This window comes from Nostoc sp., assembly GCF_036917975.1.
Taxonomy (GTDB): domain Bacteria; phylum Cyanobacteriota; class Cyanobacteriia; order Cyanobacteriales; family Nostocaceae; genus Nostoc.
Genome location: NZ_JBALEJ010000035.1, coordinates 42387 through 60884 on the forward strand (window position 1 = coordinate 42387; position 18498 = coordinate 60884).

General features: G+C 42.7%; 17 protein-coding genes and 1 pseudogene. 11 read left to right on the top strand and 7 right to left on the bottom strand.

The genetic code is table 11. The annotated features are described in order from the left end of the window. The first annotated feature begins 635 nt into the window (after positions 1-635). Complete coding sequence (locus tag V7K76_RS16300) at positions 636-1298, top strand: HEAT repeat domain-containing protein (RefSeq protein ID WP_334779295.1); 663 nt, start codon at positions 636-638, stop codon at positions 1296-1298. Between the two features lie 625 nt (positions 1299-1923). On the opposite strand, the gene V7K76_RS16305 is transcribed toward V7K76_RS16300, so the two are convergent. Beyond that, entirely contained in the window at positions 1924-2748 is an 825-nt protein-coding gene (locus V7K76_RS16305; protein ID WP_334952557.1) for a pentapeptide repeat-containing protein, read from the bottom strand. A 116-nt stretch (positions 2749-2864) separates the two neighbouring features. Here V7K76_RS16305 and V7K76_RS16310 point away from each other — a divergent pair, with 116 nt between their 5' ends. The 8 genes and pseudogenes from V7K76_RS16310 to V7K76_RS16350 all read left to right on the top strand — a co-directional run bounded on the left by V7K76_RS16310 (position 2865) and on the right by V7K76_RS16350 (position 9687). Beyond that, the gene (locus tag V7K76_RS16310) at positions 2865-3443 is read left to right on the top strand and encodes a phycobiliprotein lyase (RefSeq protein WP_334779292.1); all 579 of its coding nucleotides are present in this window, start codon (positions 2865-2867) and stop codon (positions 3441-3443) included. A gap of 285 nt (positions 3444-3728) precedes the next feature. Beyond that, complete coding sequence (locus tag V7K76_RS16315; RefSeq protein WP_334952561.1) at positions 3729-4463, top strand: 15,16-dihydrobiliverdin:ferredoxin oxidoreductase; 735 nt, start codon at positions 3729-3731, stop codon at positions 4461-4463. 100 nt (positions 4464-4563) lie between these two features. Beyond that, the gene (locus V7K76_RS16320) at positions 4564-5310 is read left to right on the top strand and encodes a phycoerythrobilin:ferredoxin oxidoreductase (protein WP_334952595.1); all 747 of its coding nucleotides are present in this window, start codon (positions 4564-4566) and stop codon (positions 5308-5310) included. 354 nt (positions 5311-5664) lie between these two features. Beyond that, positions 5665-7602, top strand: a pseudogene (locus V7K76_RS34615) (tetratricopeptide repeat protein); the annotation flags it as partial. Positions 7603-7609: 7 nt separating this feature from the next. Further along, on the top strand, positions 7610-8335 hold the full coding sequence (locus V7K76_RS16335) for a hypothetical protein (protein WP_334779290.1): 726 nt from the start codon (positions 7610-7612) through the stop codon (positions 8333-8335). Positions 8336-8338: 3 nt separating this feature from the next. After that, positions 8339-8542 (top strand): hypothetical protein, encoded by a 204-nt coding sequence (locus V7K76_RS16340; protein WP_334779289.1) that lies wholly within the window; start codon positions 8339-8341, stop codon positions 8540-8542. Then, positions 8539-8760: a hypothetical protein gene (locus tag V7K76_RS16345; RefSeq protein WP_335029871.1), complete on the top strand. Its 222-nt coding sequence runs from the start codon at positions 8539-8541 to the stop codon at positions 8758-8760. The genes V7K76_RS16340 and V7K76_RS16345 overlap by 4 nt, the downstream gene beginning before the upstream one ends. A 288-nt stretch (positions 8761-9048) precedes the next feature. Then, positions 9049-9687 carry a hypothetical protein gene (locus V7K76_RS16350; protein WP_334779286.1) on the top strand — a complete coding sequence of 213 codons (639 nt, stop codon included), beginning with the start codon at positions 9049-9051 and terminating at the stop codon, positions 9685-9687. Positions 9688-9700: 13 nt separating this feature from the next. On the opposite strand, the gene V7K76_RS16355 is transcribed toward V7K76_RS16350, so the two are convergent. After that, positions 9701-10597, bottom strand: a complete 897-nt coding sequence (locus V7K76_RS16355; protein WP_334779285.1) for an ATP adenylyltransferase family protein — start codon at positions 10595-10597, stop codon at positions 9701-9703. 302 nt (positions 10598-10899) lie between these two features. On the opposite strand from V7K76_RS16355, the gene V7K76_RS16360 reads away from it, so the two are divergent. After that, positions 10900-12162 carry an HhoA/HhoB/HtrA family serine endopeptidase gene (locus V7K76_RS16360; protein ID WP_334779284.1) on the top strand — a complete coding sequence of 421 codons (1263 nt, stop codon included), beginning with the start codon at positions 10900-10902 and terminating at the stop codon, positions 12160-12162. A gap of 274 nt (positions 12163-12436) precedes the next feature. Here V7K76_RS16360 and aroF read toward each other — a convergent pair whose 3' ends face one another. Then, a complete protein-coding gene (gene aroF, locus V7K76_RS16365) occupies positions 12437-13495 on the bottom strand; it encodes a 3-deoxy-7-phosphoheptulonate synthase (protein ID WP_334779283.1) in 1059 nt (352 codons plus the stop codon). 201 nt (positions 13496-13696) lie between these two features. Between aroF and V7K76_RS16370 the strand changes: the two genes are divergently transcribed. Further along, positions 13697-13918, top strand: a complete 222-nt coding sequence (locus V7K76_RS16370) for a hypothetical protein (RefSeq protein WP_334952565.1) — start codon at positions 13697-13699, stop codon at positions 13916-13918. A 288-nt stretch (positions 13919-14206) separates the two neighbouring features. On the opposite strand, the gene V7K76_RS16375 is transcribed toward V7K76_RS16370, so the two are convergent. From V7K76_RS16375 to V7K76_RS16390, 4 genes are all read right to left on the bottom strand, one after another. Next, positions 14207-14677 carry a PAM68 family protein gene (locus tag V7K76_RS16375; protein ID WP_334778937.1) on the bottom strand — a complete coding sequence of 157 codons (471 nt, stop codon included), beginning with the start codon at positions 14675-14677 and terminating at the stop codon, positions 14207-14209. Positions 14678-14688: 11 nt separating this feature from the next. After that, complete coding sequence (rpsO, locus tag V7K76_RS16380; RefSeq protein WP_094343580.1) at positions 14689-14958, bottom strand: 30S ribosomal protein S15; 270 nt, start codon at positions 14956-14958, stop codon at positions 14689-14691. Between the two features lie 727 nt (positions 14959-15685). Then, positions 15686-16453 carry a circadian clock KaiB family protein gene (locus V7K76_RS16385; protein ID WP_334778935.1) on the bottom strand — a complete coding sequence of 256 codons (768 nt, stop codon included), beginning with the start codon at positions 16451-16453 and terminating at the stop codon, positions 15686-15688. A 191-nt stretch (positions 16454-16644) separates the two neighbouring features. Next, complete coding sequence (locus V7K76_RS16390) at positions 16645-17913, bottom strand: type IV pilus twitching motility protein PilT (RefSeq protein WP_334778934.1); 1269 nt, start codon at positions 17911-17913, stop codon at positions 16645-16647. Positions 17914-18498: the final 585 nt, after the last annotated feature.

An 18498-nucleotide genomic window follows, 5' to 3' on the forward strand; every position in this document is an offset into this window, starting at 1 on the left:
CCAATCCCCATTTTCCTAGAGCGATTCGACCACAGATCAATAGAATCGCTATCTTCAAACAGAGTGATTTCTAACCGTGATGCTGGTCTGAAAGCCATTTAAACGATCTCCCAGTTAACAACTAAATTTTATGAGAAGGATATTCATAAAATGTAAAAAAACTTTATATCATTCTGACAAAGGGGAAGCCATAAGGACTTTAAACCCTTATTAGTCTTGATGATTTTTAGTTTTTGCATTGTTTGACTTTAATATATTCTGATACGATGATGAAGCTATATCTATTAAAATTTGTTAAGTTTAAAAATAATACTTTAGAAAAATTTCAGCTTTTTTTTAGTATTTGATTGGGGATTGGGGAGACAAGGGAGACAAGGGAGACAAGGAAGACAAGAAAGAATTATTGAGAAAGTCTCTCCTTTGTCTCCTCCCAATGCCCAATAGACATCTCCAGAAATTAAATATGCGTTATCCAGAATCCTTGTAGAGACGTAGCAGTGCTACGTCTCTACATTCATTTTCGGAGATGTCTAATGCCCAATGCCCAATGCCCTTAATTCAATCTTCTTAGAATGCGATCGCCATTTAGTGGCATCTGTAAAATAAAGTAAAGAATAGCTGTAGTAAATGCACCTATGGAAATCCATCAAATCCAAGCTGAACTGAAGAACCCAGATTTTCAATATCGTCTGAAGGCGATCGCTGCCCTCGATAATTATGAATCAGAAGTTGCAGTTCCTCTGCTCACGAGTAAACTTCATGACTCAGAATTTTTGGTGCGTTCTTTTGTGGCCAGGGGTTTGGGTAATCAACAATCAGCGGAATCTTTTGCGGCTTTGATGCAAATTATGAAATTTGACGATACTCCCAACGTGCGAGCAGAGGCGGCAAATTCTTTATCACTATTTGGCAGAGTCGCAGTTTCTCATCTAGTTCTAGCATTTTATCAGGATGACCACTGGCTAGTGCGGCGGAGCATTTTGGCTGCGATCGCTGAAATGGATTGCCCTGAAGAACTATTTGATATCTGCATTCAGGGTTTAAAAGATGAAGATTTTACCGCTCAAGAATCTTCTGTGGATGCACTCGGCTTACTAGCTAATTCTAGCCAACATACTGCGGCATTATCCCAAATACTAAGTTTAGTGAATGCTGAATCTTGGCGGATGCGCGTGCGAGTTAGCTATGCCCTCAAACGATTTCACGAGCCGGAAGCAAAAGCAGCCCTGAGCCAACTCCGACAGGATGAGGATCACCGAGTTGTCGGCGCTGCTTTAGAAAACTTATTGCCAAATTGAAGGAGGCAGGGGGCAGGATTCTCTCTGGTAGCAGACTACAGTATATACACAAGTCAAAAAAGCTTGATTTCCCATTGTTCTTTCGTTTATCTCGTTTGATCTCGTTCCCAGTCTCCGACTGGGAATGCCTGATTAGAGGCTCTGCCTCCAGTCAGATATTGAGTCAGAGACTCAATAGACATCTCCGAAAAAGAATGTAGAGACGTAGCACTGCTACGTCTCTACAAGGGTTCTGGGTAACGCATCTTTAATTTCTGGAGATGTCTAATGAATGCATTCCCAGTCAGAGACTGGGAACGAGGAACGAACGAGGAACGAGGAAAGTTTTATAAAAAGTGCTGAGTGCCTAAAAGTTGCTGTATGTGTCCGTTAACAGCACTCCTGAATTCGACTCAGGACGGGAGCATCCCAATTTTGCAAATTGACTAAGATAACAGATTGTCATTGCGAATGAAGCAAAGCGGAATGAAGCAATCGCAAGGTCTAGGTGTTGCGATTGCTTCTCTTCGAGACGCTACGCGAACGCTCCATTTCATTATGCTCGCAATGACAAAATATGTTTTCACACATTTGGGATGCTCCCCTCAGGACTCGGAACCCAGCACTCTCTAGATACTCAGTTTGCTCAAGTACTCAAACTCTCACGAGTTGTTTTGCGGGTGTAGGCGTTCCAAACGTCGAGTTCTGAATATGGACGGCTGGACAGCATGGCTCTAGTTGCTTCTGTCAGTCCTTGGGCAAGAGTGAAATCTGCCCCAGCGATACTTTGAAGATGCTCCATCTCTGCATCACTGAGGTCAGTTGCTCGCAGGTCTGTATCCCGCAAATCGGCTCCAGTTAATCGAGCATTTCGCAAGCAAGCCCCTGTCAAATAAGCTTTCGTCAGGTCAGCCCCGCTCAGAGAGGCATCTTGTAAATTAGCTCCTGTCAAGTCAGCACCACTCAGATAGGCTCCACGCAGATTAGCACCTTGTAAATCTGCATTTCTTAAAGAAGCTGTATTCAGAAAAGCACCATTGAGATTAGCACCCGGCCCTACCGCTCCAGAAGCTTTGTAGTTATATTCTGGGGGCCATTTCGTTTGTGAATCATAACGCGCTACTTGGAGTTTGGCTCCCTCCAAGTTTGCGCCACTGAGATTTGCTTGTTGAAGATCGGCACGGTTTAAATAGGCTCCCTGCAAATCAGCCCCACTTAAATCGGCTCCTTGCAGATTCGCACCTCGCAAATCAGCCCGACTCAAATCGGCATGACTCAAAACCAACCCACTGAGATCGGCTCCTAATAGCTTGGCTTTTCTCAAGTTAGCTTTTTGTAAATCGACTTCTCTTAGGTTGAATTGGTACAAATCGACCCAATCCACAGCAATTCCGGCTTTGAGGGCTGTTAAGATTTCTGGAGTTGGACTGGGGCGAACGCTAGTAATAAGTTGAATTTCACTATTTGTCATCAGCTGATTAAAATATAACTTTTGGAGTTATTCTACACTTTAGCTAAATCGGGACTTCATCTCATCACTCAGTATTTAACAACGCCAAAATTTGATAAAACGAGGTTTCAAAACAGATGCATATAATACCGCCCTTGGCAATGATCGAATTCTTCCGTAAAAGTGAGGGTACATGGTTTACGGAACGTTCCGTTCATCATTTTGACTCGGCGGCAGATGAGTCGGGAGAGTCGAATTTGATCATTAAAGTCCTAGAAAAGGATGATCCAAAAGTCCAAGAAGTTTGCATAGCCCAAGGGATAGACCCTACGAAAGCAACAGGCGGTGCTAGCTTTTCATGGCAGGCTAATCTGGATACTAGGCTCCAAAATACTGATAATGCTGCCATTTTGGTTGATGTTCCCGACGAAACGAGACGTTTTGGAAAACTGATCCGCAACCAGGGCTATGTTGAGAGCATCCCGGTTGTGAGTCGGTATCGGTTTGCCGATGATGGAGTGCTGACCATTGATACTGACTATGACAATAATCAAGGTCAGGAACGTTGTTGGTTTGTTACAGATGATTTTCGTGTCAGGGTCAGTACAGTACGAATGATGAACGGAGTCAACTTGATGACTTATTGTTCTGAACGTCGTTGTATTTCCCAAGAAGCCTTGGAGCAAATGATCAGTCAGAATTATGCTAGGCGTTAAGGGGGATTAGGGATTGGGGACTGGGGACTGGGGACTGGGGGACTGGGGACTGGGGGACTGGGAAAATGAGCGGACAAGGAAGCAGGAGGAGATGAGGAAGAATAACTAATCCCAATTCCCAATGCCCAATGCCCAATGCCCAATTCCCAATCCCCAATCCCCAATCCCCAGTCCCCAGTCCCCAATCCCCAATCCCCATTAAGGAATGTTGCTTTGTTTCTCATAAATGAGACGTGCATGATTGCCATAATTTATTTTCATGCAAGGGTTAACAAATCATGCTCCATGTATAAGCCTTTCCTGGAATTTTTAGAAAAAGAGCTATTTCAGCGGTTTGATTTACAAAGTAGGGTTATTCCCCCTGGTTTGGAATTCAAAGTTAGCGATCGCGGCAGAAACCCAGCAACTATCCGCAGTTGGTGTTACCAATCTCAAGAGTTGCGGAAAATTCGCTATACCTATATTGATGCCGGGGAGAGTGCCCAAATTTTTAACAGCGTAGTTTATCCCAGTCATAACTACGATTTACCTCTGTTAGGGATTGATTTTTTATCCTTTGGGAAAGTCAAAAACCTGATTGTGCTTGATTTTCAGCCTTTGTTTCAGGATGAAGATTATCAAAACAAATATATCGTTCCGCTAAAATCTCTCCACCATAAATACCCGGATTTGGCGCAAAACTTAGAAATGAAGTTTTACGATGCCAACCAGTATTTTTCTAAGTACCTATTGTTTGCCAAAACAGACCCGGAAACAGTTGCAACGCGAGTCTTTGAAGCTTTTCAAGATTATTTAAACTTGTATTGGCAAATGCTAGCAGATACCCAACCGCTTGAAGATCCAGAAGATATCCAGCGAATTGTCAAAGCCCAAAAAGACTATGACCAATATAGTGCAGACCGCGATCCTGCATCTGGTTTGTTTAGCAGCTACTTTGGCCATGAATGGGCAGAGCGCTTTCTCCATGAATTCTTATTTGAAGATTCTGTTCCTTTAGCGGTTGCTGCCGGCAAAAGATGACTATTGTTGGGGATTGGGCATTGGGAAAGAGGAGACAGGAGGCAGAAGTTCTTTAATTTTGAATTTTGAATTTTGAATTTTGAATTGGAGCGAAGCGACCGTGACACTGTATCAGCCATTTCTCGATTATGCGATCGCCTATATGCGATCGCGCTTGGATTTACAACCTTATCCGATCCCGGCTGGGTTTGAATCCAAGAGTGCTGTTGTGGGCAAGGGAAAGAACGAAGAAGAGGTTGTCACCACCAGTTATGCTTTTCAAACCACAAAATTACGGCAGATTCGTGCAGCTCATGTACAAGGTGGTAATTCGCTGCAAGTATTGAATTTTGTAATTTTCCCCCACCTCAACTACGATTTACCCTTTTTTGGGGCGGATCTGGTAACATTACCAGGCGGGCATCTCATTGCTTTGGATATGCAGCCCTTATTTCGTGATGATTTAGCATATCAGACAAAATATACTGAACCGATTCTGCCCATTTTCCATGCTCATCAACAGCATCTATCTTGGGGAGGGGATTTTCCTGAAGAAGCACAGCCCTTCTTCTCTCCCGCTTTTTTATGGACTCGTCCCCAAGAAACGGCTGTAGTCGAAACTCAGGTGTTTGCCGCTTTCAAAGACTATTTGAAAGCTTATCTAGATTTCGTGGAGCAAGCAGAACCCATAACAGATTCCCAAAATTTAGAAGCCATTGAGCAAGCCCAACTGCGATATTTAAGATATCGGGCTGAAAAAGACCCAGCACGAGGGATGTTTAAACGCTTCTACGGTGCTGAATGGACTGAAGAATATATCCACGGCTTTTTATTTGACCTAGAGAGAAAATTAACAGCTATCAATTAGAGGCTCTTGTACAGGAAGTCAGGAGCAATGGCGATCGCATGGGAAGAATAATTTAAAGCGATCGCTTTTGTATTTAATAAATTTTGACCTCTCTCCAAACGTATTTATTAAAAGGAGAGAGGCTTTGAGTCTTGGAGGTTAGGTCTATATTACAATACGGTTCAGTTAAGGCTAAAATCCTTTTTTTAACGAACCGCAAAGGACGCAAAGGACGCAAAGGAAGAGAAGCTTAACTGAACTGTATTGGTCTATATTAAATTCAACTACAAACCCCGTTCACGGAGTTCAAAGCCTCATTCACGGAGTTGAAAGCCTCATTCACCGAGTTCAAAGACTCGTTCACGAGGCTTAAGGCGACAGGGGAAACTAGAGGAAGCATTAGCGGCGCACCAGAAAGCGTTACAACTAAACCCTAATGATGCTGAAGCTTACGTGGGTATAGGAAACGTGCTAAATGCTCAAGGTAAACAAGAAGAGGCGATCGCATCTCACAATAAAGCCTTGCAACTCAACCCCAACTTGGCTATTGCTTACAACGGCCTGGGCATTGCGTTGAATAAGCAGAATAAATTAGATGCAGCAGTTGCCGCCTTCCAAAAAGCAATTCAACTTAACCCCAACTTTGCTTATGCTTATTACAATCTCGGCAGTGACCTGAGTGACCAGAATAAATTAGATGCAGCAGTTGCCGCCTTCCAAAAAGCAATTCAACTCAACCCCAACTTTGCTAAAGCTTACAGTAATCTCGGTCATGTGCTGAGTGACCAGAATAAATTAGATGCAGCAGTTGCCGCCTTTCAAAAAGCGATTCAACTCAACCCCAACGATGCTGATACTTACCACAATCTCGGCATTGCCCTGAGTCAGCAGAAGAAATTAGATGCAGGAGTTGCTGCCTTTCAAAAAGCAATTCAACTCAACCCCAACTGGGCTTATGCTTACAACAATTTCGGCAATGCCCTGAGGGAGCAGAAGAAATTAGATACAGCAGTTGCCGCCTTTCAAAAAGCAATTCAACTCAACCCTAATGATGCTCATACTTACTACAATCTCGGCATTGCCCTGAGTCAGCAGAAGAAATTAGATGCGGCAGTTGCCGCCTTTCAAAAAGCAATTCAACTCAACCCCAAGGATGCTGATGCTTACATCTATCTCGGCTATAACCTGTATGAACAGAATAAATTAAATGCAGCAGTTGCCGCCTTCCAAAAAGCAATTCAACTCAACCCCAAGGATGCTGATGCTTACAACAATCTCGGCAATGCCCTGAGGGAGCAGAAGAAATTAGATGCAGCAGTTGCCGCCTTCCAAAAAGCAATTCAACTCAACCCCAAGGATGCTGGTGCTTACTACAATCTGGGCAATGCCCTGAGTGACCAGAAGAAATTAGATACAGCAGTTGCCGCCTTCCAAAAAGCCATAATATTGCCTGAAGACAATTCTGGAACTCCAACCAGCGCTCATACTCTTGCTCACAATGGCTTGGGTTTATGGTTCCAACAGCAAGGAAAACTAAAAGAAGCCATTGAACAGTTTGACAAAGCAGAAGAGATTGACCCCAATTTTATCTATGCCAGTAACAATAATATAGAAGCAAGGCAGTTATGGAAAACAAAAGACGATACCCAAGCTAAGGGGGTAGAAGACGATCGCCAATGGTTGCCTAAAAATGATCCCACTGTAGCAGTGAAGCGTTCTGTGGTACTTATCGCTGCAAATTTTCCTCTGAGTATTGAACGCCAGGCAACAGAGATCGGCACTGGTATAGTAATTAAACGAGAAGGCGATCGGACATTGATCCTCACCAATCGTCATGTCATTTTTGATGGCTATGACCAGGGTAAAAATATTCAAGTTGAATTTTTCAGTTCACCACCATCAAACCGAGTGCGAATGCGGCGAGATGCCAAGCTGTTCAAAATGACTTCCACAGACGAACAACTCGATTTAGCCGTTTTAGAAGTTATTGGTAAGCTGCCAGAAGATATCCAGCCTTTATCTATCTCTTCAACTGCCATTACCCCGAAAATGCCCATTCGGATTATTGGTCATTCTGCCCAAAGACGTGAAGATAAATCTTGGTCAATGGAATCAGGACAAATCAGCTATCAAAACGAGCAATTAGAAATATCTCAAGCAGCACTCAAACCTGGTTATTCTGGCAGTCCTGTAATTGATTCGCAAAATCAACTTTTAGGCATCGTCTTTGCCCGAAAAACAGTTGAAGACCGAGATTTAGCTTATCCCATGTCTGAGATTCAAAAACAACTGCTTACCTGGAACATTCGTTAAACAAACTATGAATTATAAAATTATTCTTGCCAGCCTATTAATTCTTAGCATCAGCCATCTTCCTGCTACTGCTTCTTGCCCAGAAGGAAACCCCCAATCTACCGATTATATCCACCGCAAACCACCCAATCGCTGCGAAGGCATCAAAGAAGAACAATTAAGCGGCAATAGCTTGAGCCTGATTTCCATTGCTACCCGCAATCTAACCAATTTTGGCAAAACCCTCACGGTGCAAATTCCCCAGATCAGTGGTGGTGAAAATCCTCAAGTAATAGTGGAGTCTTTGGGAGATAATTATCACTATCAAATGGATGACTTGTTATTGTCTAACAAGGGTTCGCGTTTCAGCTTTAGCTGGGATACTTACGTTCTCAGGCAAGCAAAAATACCAGCTAACAGTCTTCGCGCTGTGGCATCCTACAACCTTGGTTCCCAGCCTGTGTATGTTCCAGTTATTTTGGGGCAAACTTCGGGTAAGTATGAATTTGTCTTTTATTCCCAAGACCGAGTAAGATTTACCACCTTTGAAATCCTCTCCAAAGGTCAACCAGCAATCTATAGCACTTCTCGCCCTAACCCGAAAAAGGGTGAAACTATTTTTACCTGGGATGGAAATGCCCCATCTGGGCGCTATGAACTGCACTATGTTGCTTTTATTGACCGAAGAGATGAACCTAGCGATCGCATCGAAAGGCGAATTGTATTTGAACATAACCCAAATTGGTTGAAATAAATCATGGCATCTCGGCAAAAAGCCAAACAAAAGTTTCCCAACTTCATCAAAATTCGCCAATGGGTGAATTCTCTGAAGACATATCTAGTTACTTTGTTTGTAGTAAGCACATCAGTGCTAAAACGCTTACTACGAACCATTTCAAATTATAAAAATTTATTGTTGGTGTTGCTGTTACTTTTATTACAGCACTTCCGGCAGCTATGAGGTACATCCTAAAAGCTGAAAGCAATGATAGGAGAGGGGCAAGCAGAAAACTGTATTGCATAATAGCCGGAAGCGCTGTATTGACTATTATCACTTTTGCCGCTATTGTACCTGGCACACATACATTTGAAGGGAATATCATTGCTCAAGAAATGAGTTTTATTTATAACGGAGAACAATCAAAACTCTTTCTTCAAGATATTCGCGGCATCAAGTAACTAGAAAATGAAGGCAAACAAACCGTAACTTTTACAGGCAGTTTTCAAAGCCAAACTTGGCCACAACTTAATCAGTTAGATTCCTTAAAAATTCAGCTTAAAGACAACGAGAGTCGATGGATTATTGCCCCAGCTAATCTGCAAGCAACAAGTGATATCAACCTAGATGAACTCCGGCTGCAACCAAATACAAAAGTAGCTGGATTAAGTTATGATTTTTATCGCAATCAGCTTGGGTTTTCTCTGCAATCTAACTCTAAGTTAGACTTAAAAAACAACCAAAATACATTGGAACTATATTTAGGTGAACAACCAATCAAAGTTATAGTAGAAGGCTATGAACTAGATTCAAAATTACCAAATCAACCAGATAAACAAACACCGTTAGAATTTACTGTCAATCCCAATAATAAAAAATTTAATTTAGAAATAGCGCAAAATACCAATATTTATATTACCTTAGCCAAAGCTCCCAAATATGAAACAGAACAATGGTTTAGAGAAAAGATAGAAACCAAAGATGTGAAATTTCTAGATTTAGACAGAAATGGTAAAGATGCCAGAGACGATTTAAAAATTTCTACTATTGTGGAAGGTAAAATCCGCATGGTAGGACAAGAACAGGACATTAAGCAAAATCAGTTTCTCATGGGAGAAAACCCTGATACTCCTCTAAATATTGAACTGATACGCCATCTTCAAATTGTCCCTAAAAAGGGAATAGAAGCCCGCTTCTCTGGGAAAACTAAAGAAATTCAAATTGGTCTAGATCAGAATTTTCCCGTTTCTCAAATACAGGGTAGCTGGTTAGATGGCGTTTTACCTCGTGATGCAATTATTGCGCTGTTCTCTTTTGGGGCTGCTACGGTTGCCAATCTGCTATCTTGGTTATTTAGTAATGCTTCTAAATCAGGGTCAAAACCATAGCCATCAATCGTAATTAAAATACAGCAACGTTTTTGAGGATGGTCATCGGCCCTTCAGCTTTGAGAATTTCCATTTCTGCTGCATTTCGCACTAGCAAAGCACCAGCGAATCCTAATGAATTTACAGAGATAGAGTGAAAATGCTCCTGCGATCGCGGTACAATCAACATCCATTCTCGTGTCGCTAACAAGTTGTAAGCAGCAGATTGCTTGGCATCTAAACCCACAGCCTGACGCAAAGTGCGATAAACTTCCAGTGTTTTTTGTGCCCCTGTAAAGGGCGACTGTACCCAATTGGAATTTAGTGGTGCGAAAGCGTGTACAAAAGGAAGTTTTAGTGAAGTTGCATTCGAGTTCTGAAATTGTGCAGACTTCACCAGAGGTTCAATAGGCATCTGTGGCCCTGAAGATGCAAGTGGTAGAGGAACTAATTGTAAGTGCTTGTGTCGCTGACTAGCACCTGCGGTTTTGCCACTGTTGTAAAATACTAGACCATCGAAATCAGCCAAACACGCCCACATCGCCGCAAAATCTTCCAGGGTGAGTAAGCTTTCCTGTTCCTCAAAGACACGGGTGATGATTAGCTGGTGATAATCAACAACATTGAATTTATTTAAAATACATAAATGAGTATCAGAAATATCCGCTACAAATAAATCTTCTTCGTAGGGCAAAAAAGGATTAAAATCTTGACCAGACGTAACAGATTGTTTTTTCTGTTTTTCGTCGGCTGCTTTTTTGCGATTCAGGTTAGACAAAATCCGCACTAAAAAGCGCACGTTATCCTGTTCGACAAATTCAAATTCCGTCGGTATTGATAGCAACGCCCCGCATTGCAAAGCATGTTCTGTCTGTTTTTTGACACTTTTCCATAAAGTACCAGGTTGAAGTAAGATTTTACCCTGTGCCATTTTATTCCTTCAGACATAGATATAACACGCGATCGGGGCGTACATCTGTGCATTGGTGTCAACTTAACGTGAAAGCAAGTCTAGAACTAGCTTTTAGATTCCCTCGTTCCCTCGTTCCCAGTCTCCGACTGGGAATGCTTGTCTTTGGGGCTGCCGCCTCTCTTTACTGGCGGCAGAGCCACCAGGAGCAATCTCGGTAAGTAAAATACCAAACCTTTCACAATAACGCAATACCCTCGCAACAAAACTGTCATAAATAATATCTACATTAGTAATACATCTAAATATCCTTCCAGACAGCAATGCAAAACCAATCTCACGATGGAGAAAACCCATCAAATAGCATTTTATCCAACACTGCTGACACCAAATACCATAATCGAGCGCCCTGGAAAAAGGCTGCCGCCTCTCTATCGCTGGTGCTACTGGGATCAGGTATGACATTAGCAGGTGGCTATATGGCTGGACATTCTCAGCAGGTGTCTGAGACTGCATCTAATTTGGCGGTGAGTCGAGTCAGCGCTGCTCCTCCATTAGCAGCAGGTACAGATCCTAACTTTGTTACACAGGTGGTACAAAAGGTTGGGTCAGCCGTGGTGCGAATTGACTCTTCACGAACGGTAAAAACCCAGTTACCAGAGGAATTTAACGATCCAATTTTCCAACGCTTCTTTGGTTCTCAACTACCAGAACAACAAAATCGGGTAGAACGGGGTACTGGTTCAGGTTTTATTATTAGTGCTGATGGTCGTATTCTCACCAATGCCCACGTAGTCGATGGTGCTGATACGGTGACAGTTACACTCAAGGATGGGCGTAGCTTTAAAGGAAAGGTGTTAGGAAAAGACGACTTGACTGATGTTGCTGTTGTCAAGATTCAGGCAGATAATCTACCGTTAGTAGCTTTGGGTAACTCAGATCAGCTACAACCCGGAGAATGGGCGATCGCGATCGGCAACCCTCTTGGACTAGATAATACAGTAACTACCGGAATTATCAGCGCTACCGGACGCAGTAGCAATCTAATTGGCGCTCCCGATAAGCGAGTCGAGTATATTCAAACCGACGCAGCGATTAATCCTGGTAACTCTGGTGGGCCCCTACTAAATGCCCGTGGCGAGGTAATTGCCATGAATACAGCCATTATTCAAGGGGCGCAAGGATTAGGCTTTGCAATTCCCATAAATACAGTACAACACATTTCTAGTCAACTAATAGCTACAGGTAAAGTACAACATCCTTATCTGGGAATTCAGATGGTGGGGTTAACGCCTCAACTCAAACAAAATATCAACTCAGATCCCAATAGCGGTTTGAGTGTGAGTGAAGATAAAGGTGTATTAGTTGTGAAAGTTATGCCAAATTCCCCAGCAGCGAAAGCCGGGATACGTGCTGGTGATGTGATCCAAAAGCTTGGCGGTCAAGCAGTTACAGATGCCAGCAGTGTCCAAAAGGCAGTAGAAAATAGCCAAGTTGGGGGCGATTTACGTCTGGAATTAAGTCGCAATGGGCAGAATATTAACATAGCTGTGCAACCTGGCGCTTTCCCCACACAAGTCCAATAATCACTGTGATTTATCAGGGCTGAAATCTTGATTAGACATCTCCGAAAAAGAATGTAGAGACGTAGCAGTGCTACGTCTCTACAAGGGTTCTGGGTAACGCATATTTAATTTCTGGAGATGTCCGTTACAAACTTTCGTTTATTTATGCCTATAGCAATCCTATTTGATTTGTAAGAATTACAACCCGACATATCCCCGACTTCTTGAAGAAGTCGGGGATCTTTTTTCTTACAGATGATTCAAAATTGCTAAATCAAGAGGTTGCAACTAAATTTTAAGCTAGAGCTACTGCTGGTTGCTGCCAACGTCCCACCGCCTTGCCAATGACTGCTAATTCTTGCATCAAGTTATCGAAACGGTCTGGTGTAAGAGATTGGGGGCCGTCAGATAAAGCTTTGGCAGGATTGGGGTGAACCTCTATCATCAGGGAATCTGTACCAGCTGCGATCGCAGCCATTGCCATTGAAGGCACAAACTCAGACCAACCTACGCCGTGGCTGGGGTCAATCATGATTGGCAGGTGAGTCAGCTTTCGCAACACTGGCACTACTGATAAATCTAGCGTATTTCGCGTATACTGGCGGTCAAAGGTGCGTATTCCCCGTTCACACAAAATTACATTGGGATTACCAGATGCCAAAACATACTCAGCCGCCATCAACCAATCTTCAATAGTAGCCGCCATTCCCCGTTTCAACAGAACTGGTTTCGGCTGCGCTCCCACTTTTTTGAGCAAGGAGAAATTCTGCATATTCCTTGCCCCCACCTGAATCACGTCAGCAACTTCTGCTATTTTATCCAGGTCAGCAGCATCCATCACTTCTGTAATAATACCTAGTCCGCTGACTTCCCGCGCCTTTGCCAACAAATCCAAAGCACTCTCGCCGTGTCCTTGGAAGGCGTAAGGTGAAGTCCGGGGTTTGTATGCCCCTCCACGTAAAAATGCGGCTCCAGCAGCCTTGACGCGCCGCGCTGTCTCCACGATCATTTCTTCATTTTCTACTGAGCAGGGGCCAGCCACAACTACCAAAGGCTGATGTTCGCCAAATACTACCGCTCCGTTGGGAGTATTAACCACTACTTCCGAAGCTTCACCGTGGCGGTACTGGCGGCTGGCTCGTTTGTAAGGTTGCTCAACCCGCAACACCTGCTCAATCCAGGGGCTAACTTCTTGAACTTGTAATGGATCTAAGTTGGCGGTTTCGCCTACTAGACCAATAACTACTTTGTGTTGACCAACAATTTTTTCTGGAGTTAGCCCCCAGCTAGTTAGTTCCTCGTTAATGCGGTTGATTTCCGCCTCTGGGGAACCACTTTTCATTACTATAATCATCTGAAAGTTCCTAATTATTAATTGAGTAAAATTTTCTGTAAATGGGCTAACTTTATTGTTGCCTATCGACTTAATTACGAGTAGTTCAAAATCAAATTTGTTTACAAAATAAATAGACAAAATATGGCGCTCAGTCAGCAGTTTTACGAATAAATAACTGGATACAGGGTATAAAAAATTGCGTTATTTTAATTAGTAATATTGAAGTTATCAAATTTCAACTTCAACATTCACTTCTTCATTGACCCAATACCGAATGGCACTAAGAAAAGGCGAAAGGCTTGTGTCACCTCGTTCCCAGTCTTCAGACTGGGAATGTATTCCAAGGGGCTGCTGCCTCTGGTCAAGCCACTGGAGGCGGCAGCCCTCCGAGAATGGGTTCCCAGCCTCCAGACTCTTAACCAGTTAGGGCAAAGCTTATAGCTTTTCTTAGTGCCATTCGACCCAATACCGCAGTTAGGGACTGACAAATAAAAAAATATCCAATTAACTCTTGTGGGGTGGGCGTCTCGCCCGCCCAGTGCATAGGGCGGGCGAGACGCCCACCCCACAATATTGGATAATTTATTTCTTGGAGTTCCCTTATCTATAGCGTTTCCTAATCATATAAGTTACATCATAGTCCCCTCCTCGCTTGCGGGGAGGGGTTGGGGGTGGGGTTCTTGTACCTCACAAGGGCCGAGAACCGCTATAATACCTGAGCGTCGGTCGTTATAAGTTTTTTTGCCGAGTTTCGCGCCAAGCTGCCACCATTCGTCCCCAATTGGTGTTGAATTCACCAAAACCCAGCAAACTTCCAACTTTTTCTTCATCCCAAGAGGCAGAGAGAACGCCATAAGTTATCCCTAAGACCCCCAAACCAAATAATCCCATATTCACCAATAACACGGCGATGGGAGGTAGTTTGATGTCGGAGTAGATAGCAAGCAAATAGCTGACTACCAGAGCGCTAATGCCCAAAGCTGTTGGTACACCACAGAACCCAGCAACCCGTCGAATCATGCGCTGGCTGACTACTTGGGGAATTGCCATCTCTTGTTTGGTGTAAGGCGCTTTTCTACCAGCCTGTTTGGCAGATTCCTTTGGCTGTGCTGCTGGTTTACTTTGAGTTTTTGCGGGTTTTTGGCGCTTTTTGTTTGGTTCAAAGGGCAAGCGACTGCGTTCAGATTCTTCAGCAGACATAAGCGGTAGTCCTATCCACGAATACCGAGGCGAGCAATCAAAGCTTGATACTTTTCCCGGCTTTCCTGCGATATATAAGCTAGAAGACGCTTGCGCTGACCAATTAGCTTCAACAATCCTCGGCGGGAAGAATGGTCTTTTTTATTTGCCTGGAGATGTTCGCTGAGGCGGTTAATGCGCTCAGTTAGCATGGCAACTTGGACATCGGCCGAGCCAGTGTCGGTTTCGTGAACTTGGTAGGTCGAAATTATTTCTTGTTTCCGCAGTTGCGTGAGGGCCATGATCGATTCAGTTTCTAGTTTTTCTAAATGTATCTAGCAGTCTCCCATAATATCACAGCCCTCAATCTGGATGTGAAATTACCTGTGTTACGATAATTTGTATTTTTTTATACTAAATAATCAATAGATCAAATCCCTATGATACTTCGTTTCCATCTCTACTGTTGATTGCAATTTGTATCTTTGCAAGCATCAGCCGATAAAGTGGGTAGAAAATATTAATGCTTCATTGGATCATCTTGTCCAATACCGAGCGATCGCAGTTTGGCTTTCACATCTTCCCATTTTTGTCCACAGTAGAAGTATTTTTTTTCCTGAATATTAGCCAAGTAAAAACCAGACTTGCCGCCATTGACGCGAAATAGTTCAACTACAACTTTTATTCTCGTTAACCCATTCCTTTGCAGGATCGAATTTAGATCAGTCGTTACTCCACGAGGGTTATAAAAAATATTGCCGCCGTGAAAAAACCAGCGCGTTCCTTCGCGTTCGTAAATTTGAAGATAGATAGGTGCTTAAGAAGTAAAAAGTAAAAAGTAAAAAGATAATCCCCATAAATAAATTTAGGGGATTTAATAATGACGTATTATTTCTCGCGCTACGCCACTCTAAATAAATGTTTTTATTTTATTTCATAAATAAATTTAGGGGCTTCAAACCATTTTTTTTCTTTATGAGTGCCTTTTTATTTTTTACTTTTGCCTTGTTCAGTGAATACTAGCCATAATTAAAATGTTTCCTTCGCAGCTAGCATTTGTAAAATCTTTTCTACATGATCCAATTCTCCAACGATTCGCCGAATTGGGTGAGGCCAAACCTTGACAAGGGTAGGAGTTGCAGAAACTTGATTGAGTTCCGCTTGTTCTGGATGACTTAAAACATCAATCACCTTTAGAGTATAAGGATGTCCGAGCGATCGCTCTAATAATTCATGTAAATTCTGAAGGATGCGTTCAGTAGTACTGCTATGTCCGGCGACAAACAAGCGGAGAACATAGCCTTGTGCGATCGCTTCTTTTTTTTGGACTATAACTGGTTGGTGGTATTTTGGCACAGGTTCAGAAAGGTCTAGGCGAACAATTAAATCGTGATCCTCCCAAAGCTGCGGGAATGAGGAATGATAAGTTGTTAACACCATGCGATCGCACAAACCCTCTTGCCAGGGAGCTGCTTGCCATACTAACTCCCCTGTGCCAAAAATGGCATTAAGCAAAGCTTGATGTCTAATTACAGCCGGATAAGCTTCAGCAAAAGTTCGCACTTGTTGAGTGCGCGGATCTAACCAGTTGTCAATAGTTGCAGTATAACAAGGCACTAAAAAATGCGGCGGCTCTGGCAAATCTAGAATTTCTTGCAAAGCCGAACACAAATGCAAATGCCATCGACCCTGCTTGCTAGGGTCGATGCAGTAAATTAAATCTCCTCCAGGTGTAAATAGGGCAATGCCTTTAAACAACTGGGGTGTAGATAGTTTATTTGTCGTCAAGTTATTCACAGAGGTTAGAAAGCTAAAAGTAAAAAATTCTCTCTTTTACTTTTACCTTAGCTATAACCGCAACCAGGATCGCAAAGATATTTGGGATTGGGGAGTAATAATTTTAGATTTTAGATTTTGGATTTTGGATTAAATTTCAATCTAAAATCATCAATCCAAAATCTAAAATTGAATTGCCCAATTCCCCAATCCTAAACCCGACCTCGGAGAAACTGCGCCATTTCGTTAGGAGTTGGCGACATTTCTAAAGCAGTTTCTTCAGTGATGCGACCGTCTTGATAGAGATTGAGTAACGACTGATTCATCGTAATCATGCCGTCAAAGCTGGCTTGTTTCATCAACTCGCCAATTTCATCATACTTACCATCTTTGATCCATTCCTTAATAGCCTCAGTATTAATCAGCACATCATGGAAAGCAGCCCGCTTACCGTCAGTTGTGCGACACAAACCTTGAGCAATTACAGCCACTAAAGACTCAGAAATTGCCACCCGCATTGCATCCTGTTCATCACCAGAGTAGAGATTGAGAATCCGCTCAATGGTTTTGACAGCGCTATTGGTGTGCAGGGTTCCCATGACCAAGTGACCTGTTTGAGCGGCTTTTAGGGCGGTGTTAACTGTTTCCTTATCCCGCATTTCCCCTACCAGAATCAAATCTGGGTCTTCCCGCAAAGCTGCTTTCAAAGCGTTGTCAAATTTCCGGGTATGCATTCCCACTTCCCTCTGTTTGACTAAAGACTTGCGGCTTTGATGGATAAATTCTATCGGGTCTTCAATGGTGATGATATGCTTGGCCATCTCCTTATTGATGTAGTCAACCATCGCTGCCATTGTGGTAGATTTACCAGAACCAGTGGGTCCAGTTACTAAAATTAAACCTTTATGGTGATGACAAATATCCCGAAAAACTGGAGGTAATCTCAACTGTTCCATAGTTAAGATTTTCAGAGGAATTAACCGCAATACCATTGCAGGCCCTCTAAGAGTTCCAAAAACATTAATCCGCACGCGAGCAAAATCATATTGAGTTGCTCCGTCAAATTCTAAGTGTTCTTCAAAGCGCTGAATTTCCGCCTCACTCATCACCTCCCGCAACCAATTCATAAAAGCTTCTTTATCTGTTTCGGGATAATCCATTGATTGAATTTCTCCTCGGCTGCGGAAGCGTGGTACTTCACCTACTCCCAAGTGAAGGTCAGAATATCCCTGGTCGTAAGCTTCCCTAATTAACTTCTCTAAAGTTGGCCCCTTACTGTTTTGAGGGCGAACTGAAGTTGGTATTGGTGGTGGACTACCCGGACGATGACCTGCAACAGGCGGGTTACTTGACATATCTAGTGTTTGTGTCATCTGCCGCGGCGTACTAACGGTTGGGATTGGCGGTGGTGGCGGCGGCATTGGTGGTAGGTTACGTGCGGGAGCAGAGTTAGTAGTTAATGGAGACTGTGATTCTGTCATATATCTTCACATTTGGCAGTTAAAAAGTTGAATTAACGAGAAGTCAAGTAACTTGCTTTGATGACTTTTGAAAAATGCTTGTCTGCAAGCTTTAGCAGTGATGTAAGACGATTGAAACTCTAGAACCACGGTCAATCCATTTAATCCACCTCAATTGGTATCTTTTTTTCCTGAGATTCCACTAATTAGAAAATTTAGATAAATTATTTAACTTATCTAACCTGGTTTAACACACGCAAGGACTCAAAACACCTCAGCAAATATACACTGATTTAAAAGTGATTTTTAATACTTTATTTTCAAGGTAAATTTTATTAGGATTTAGATGAGAAATTTATTTCAGGTATGGACACGAATTGCCAGCAATTAACAGCACAAATACTGGCAGATCATTTATTCAGCCCATCTAGGAATTATGAGAACCACTACTAATTTTTATAAGAAATGTTAAGTTGAATCGAAGCGATATCGTGGGGATCAAGGTTAAAAGCTCACATCTTTTAGGTTATATATCTCAAGATAGATGCAGCAAACAAGTTTTTTTAATAGATAGAAACTTGAGTTTATATCCATAATTACAAAAAA

Excerpts from the sequence above, each read along its gene's own strand:
- V7K76_RS16300 (WP_334779295.1), top strand. The coding sequence starts at position 636 with ATGGAAATCCATCAAATCCAAGCTGAACTGAAGAACCCAGATTTTCAA.
- V7K76_RS16305 (WP_334952557.1), bottom strand. The coding sequence starts at position 2,748 with ATGACAAATAGTGAAATTCAACTTATTACTAGCGTTCGCCCCAGTCCA.
- V7K76_RS16310 (WP_334779292.1), top strand. The coding sequence starts at position 2,865 with ATGCATATAATACCGCCCTTGGCAATGATCGAATTCTTCCGTAAAAGT.
- V7K76_RS16315 (WP_334952561.1), top strand. The coding sequence starts at position 3,729 with ATGTATAAGCCTTTCCTGGAATTTTTAGAAAAAGAGCTATTTCAGCGG.
- V7K76_RS16335 (WP_334779290.1), top strand. The coding sequence starts at position 7,610 with ATGAATTATAAAATTATTCTTGCCAGCCTATTAATTCTTAGCATCAGC.
- V7K76_RS16340 (WP_334779289.1), top strand. The coding sequence starts at position 8,339 with ATGGCATCTCGGCAAAAAGCCAAACAAAAGTTTCCCAACTTCATCAAA.
- V7K76_RS16345 (WP_335029871.1), top strand. The coding sequence starts at position 8,539 with ATGAGGTACATCCTAAAAGCTGAAAGCAATGATAGGAGAGGGGCAAGC.
- V7K76_RS16355 (WP_334779285.1), bottom strand. The coding sequence starts at position 10,597 with ATGGCACAGGGTAAAATCTTACTTCAACCTGGTACTTTATGGAAAAGT.
- V7K76_RS16360 (WP_334779284.1), top strand. The coding sequence starts at position 10,900 with ATGCAAAACCAATCTCACGATGGAGAAAACCCATCAAATAGCATTTTA.
- aroF (WP_334779283.1), bottom strand. The coding sequence starts at position 13,495 with ATGATTATAGTAATGAAAAGTGGTTCCCCAGAGGCGGAAATCAACCGC.
- V7K76_RS16375 (WP_334778937.1), bottom strand. The coding sequence starts at position 14,677 with ATGTCTGCTGAAGAATCTGAACGCAGTCGCTTGCCCTTTGAACCAAAC.
- rpsO (WP_094343580.1), bottom strand. The coding sequence starts at position 14,958 with ATGGCCCTCACGCAACTGCGGAAACAAGAAATAATTTCGACCTACCAA.
- V7K76_RS16390 (WP_334778934.1), bottom strand. The coding sequence starts at position 17,913 with ATGACAGAATCACAGTCTCCATTAACTACTAACTCTGCTCCCGCACGT.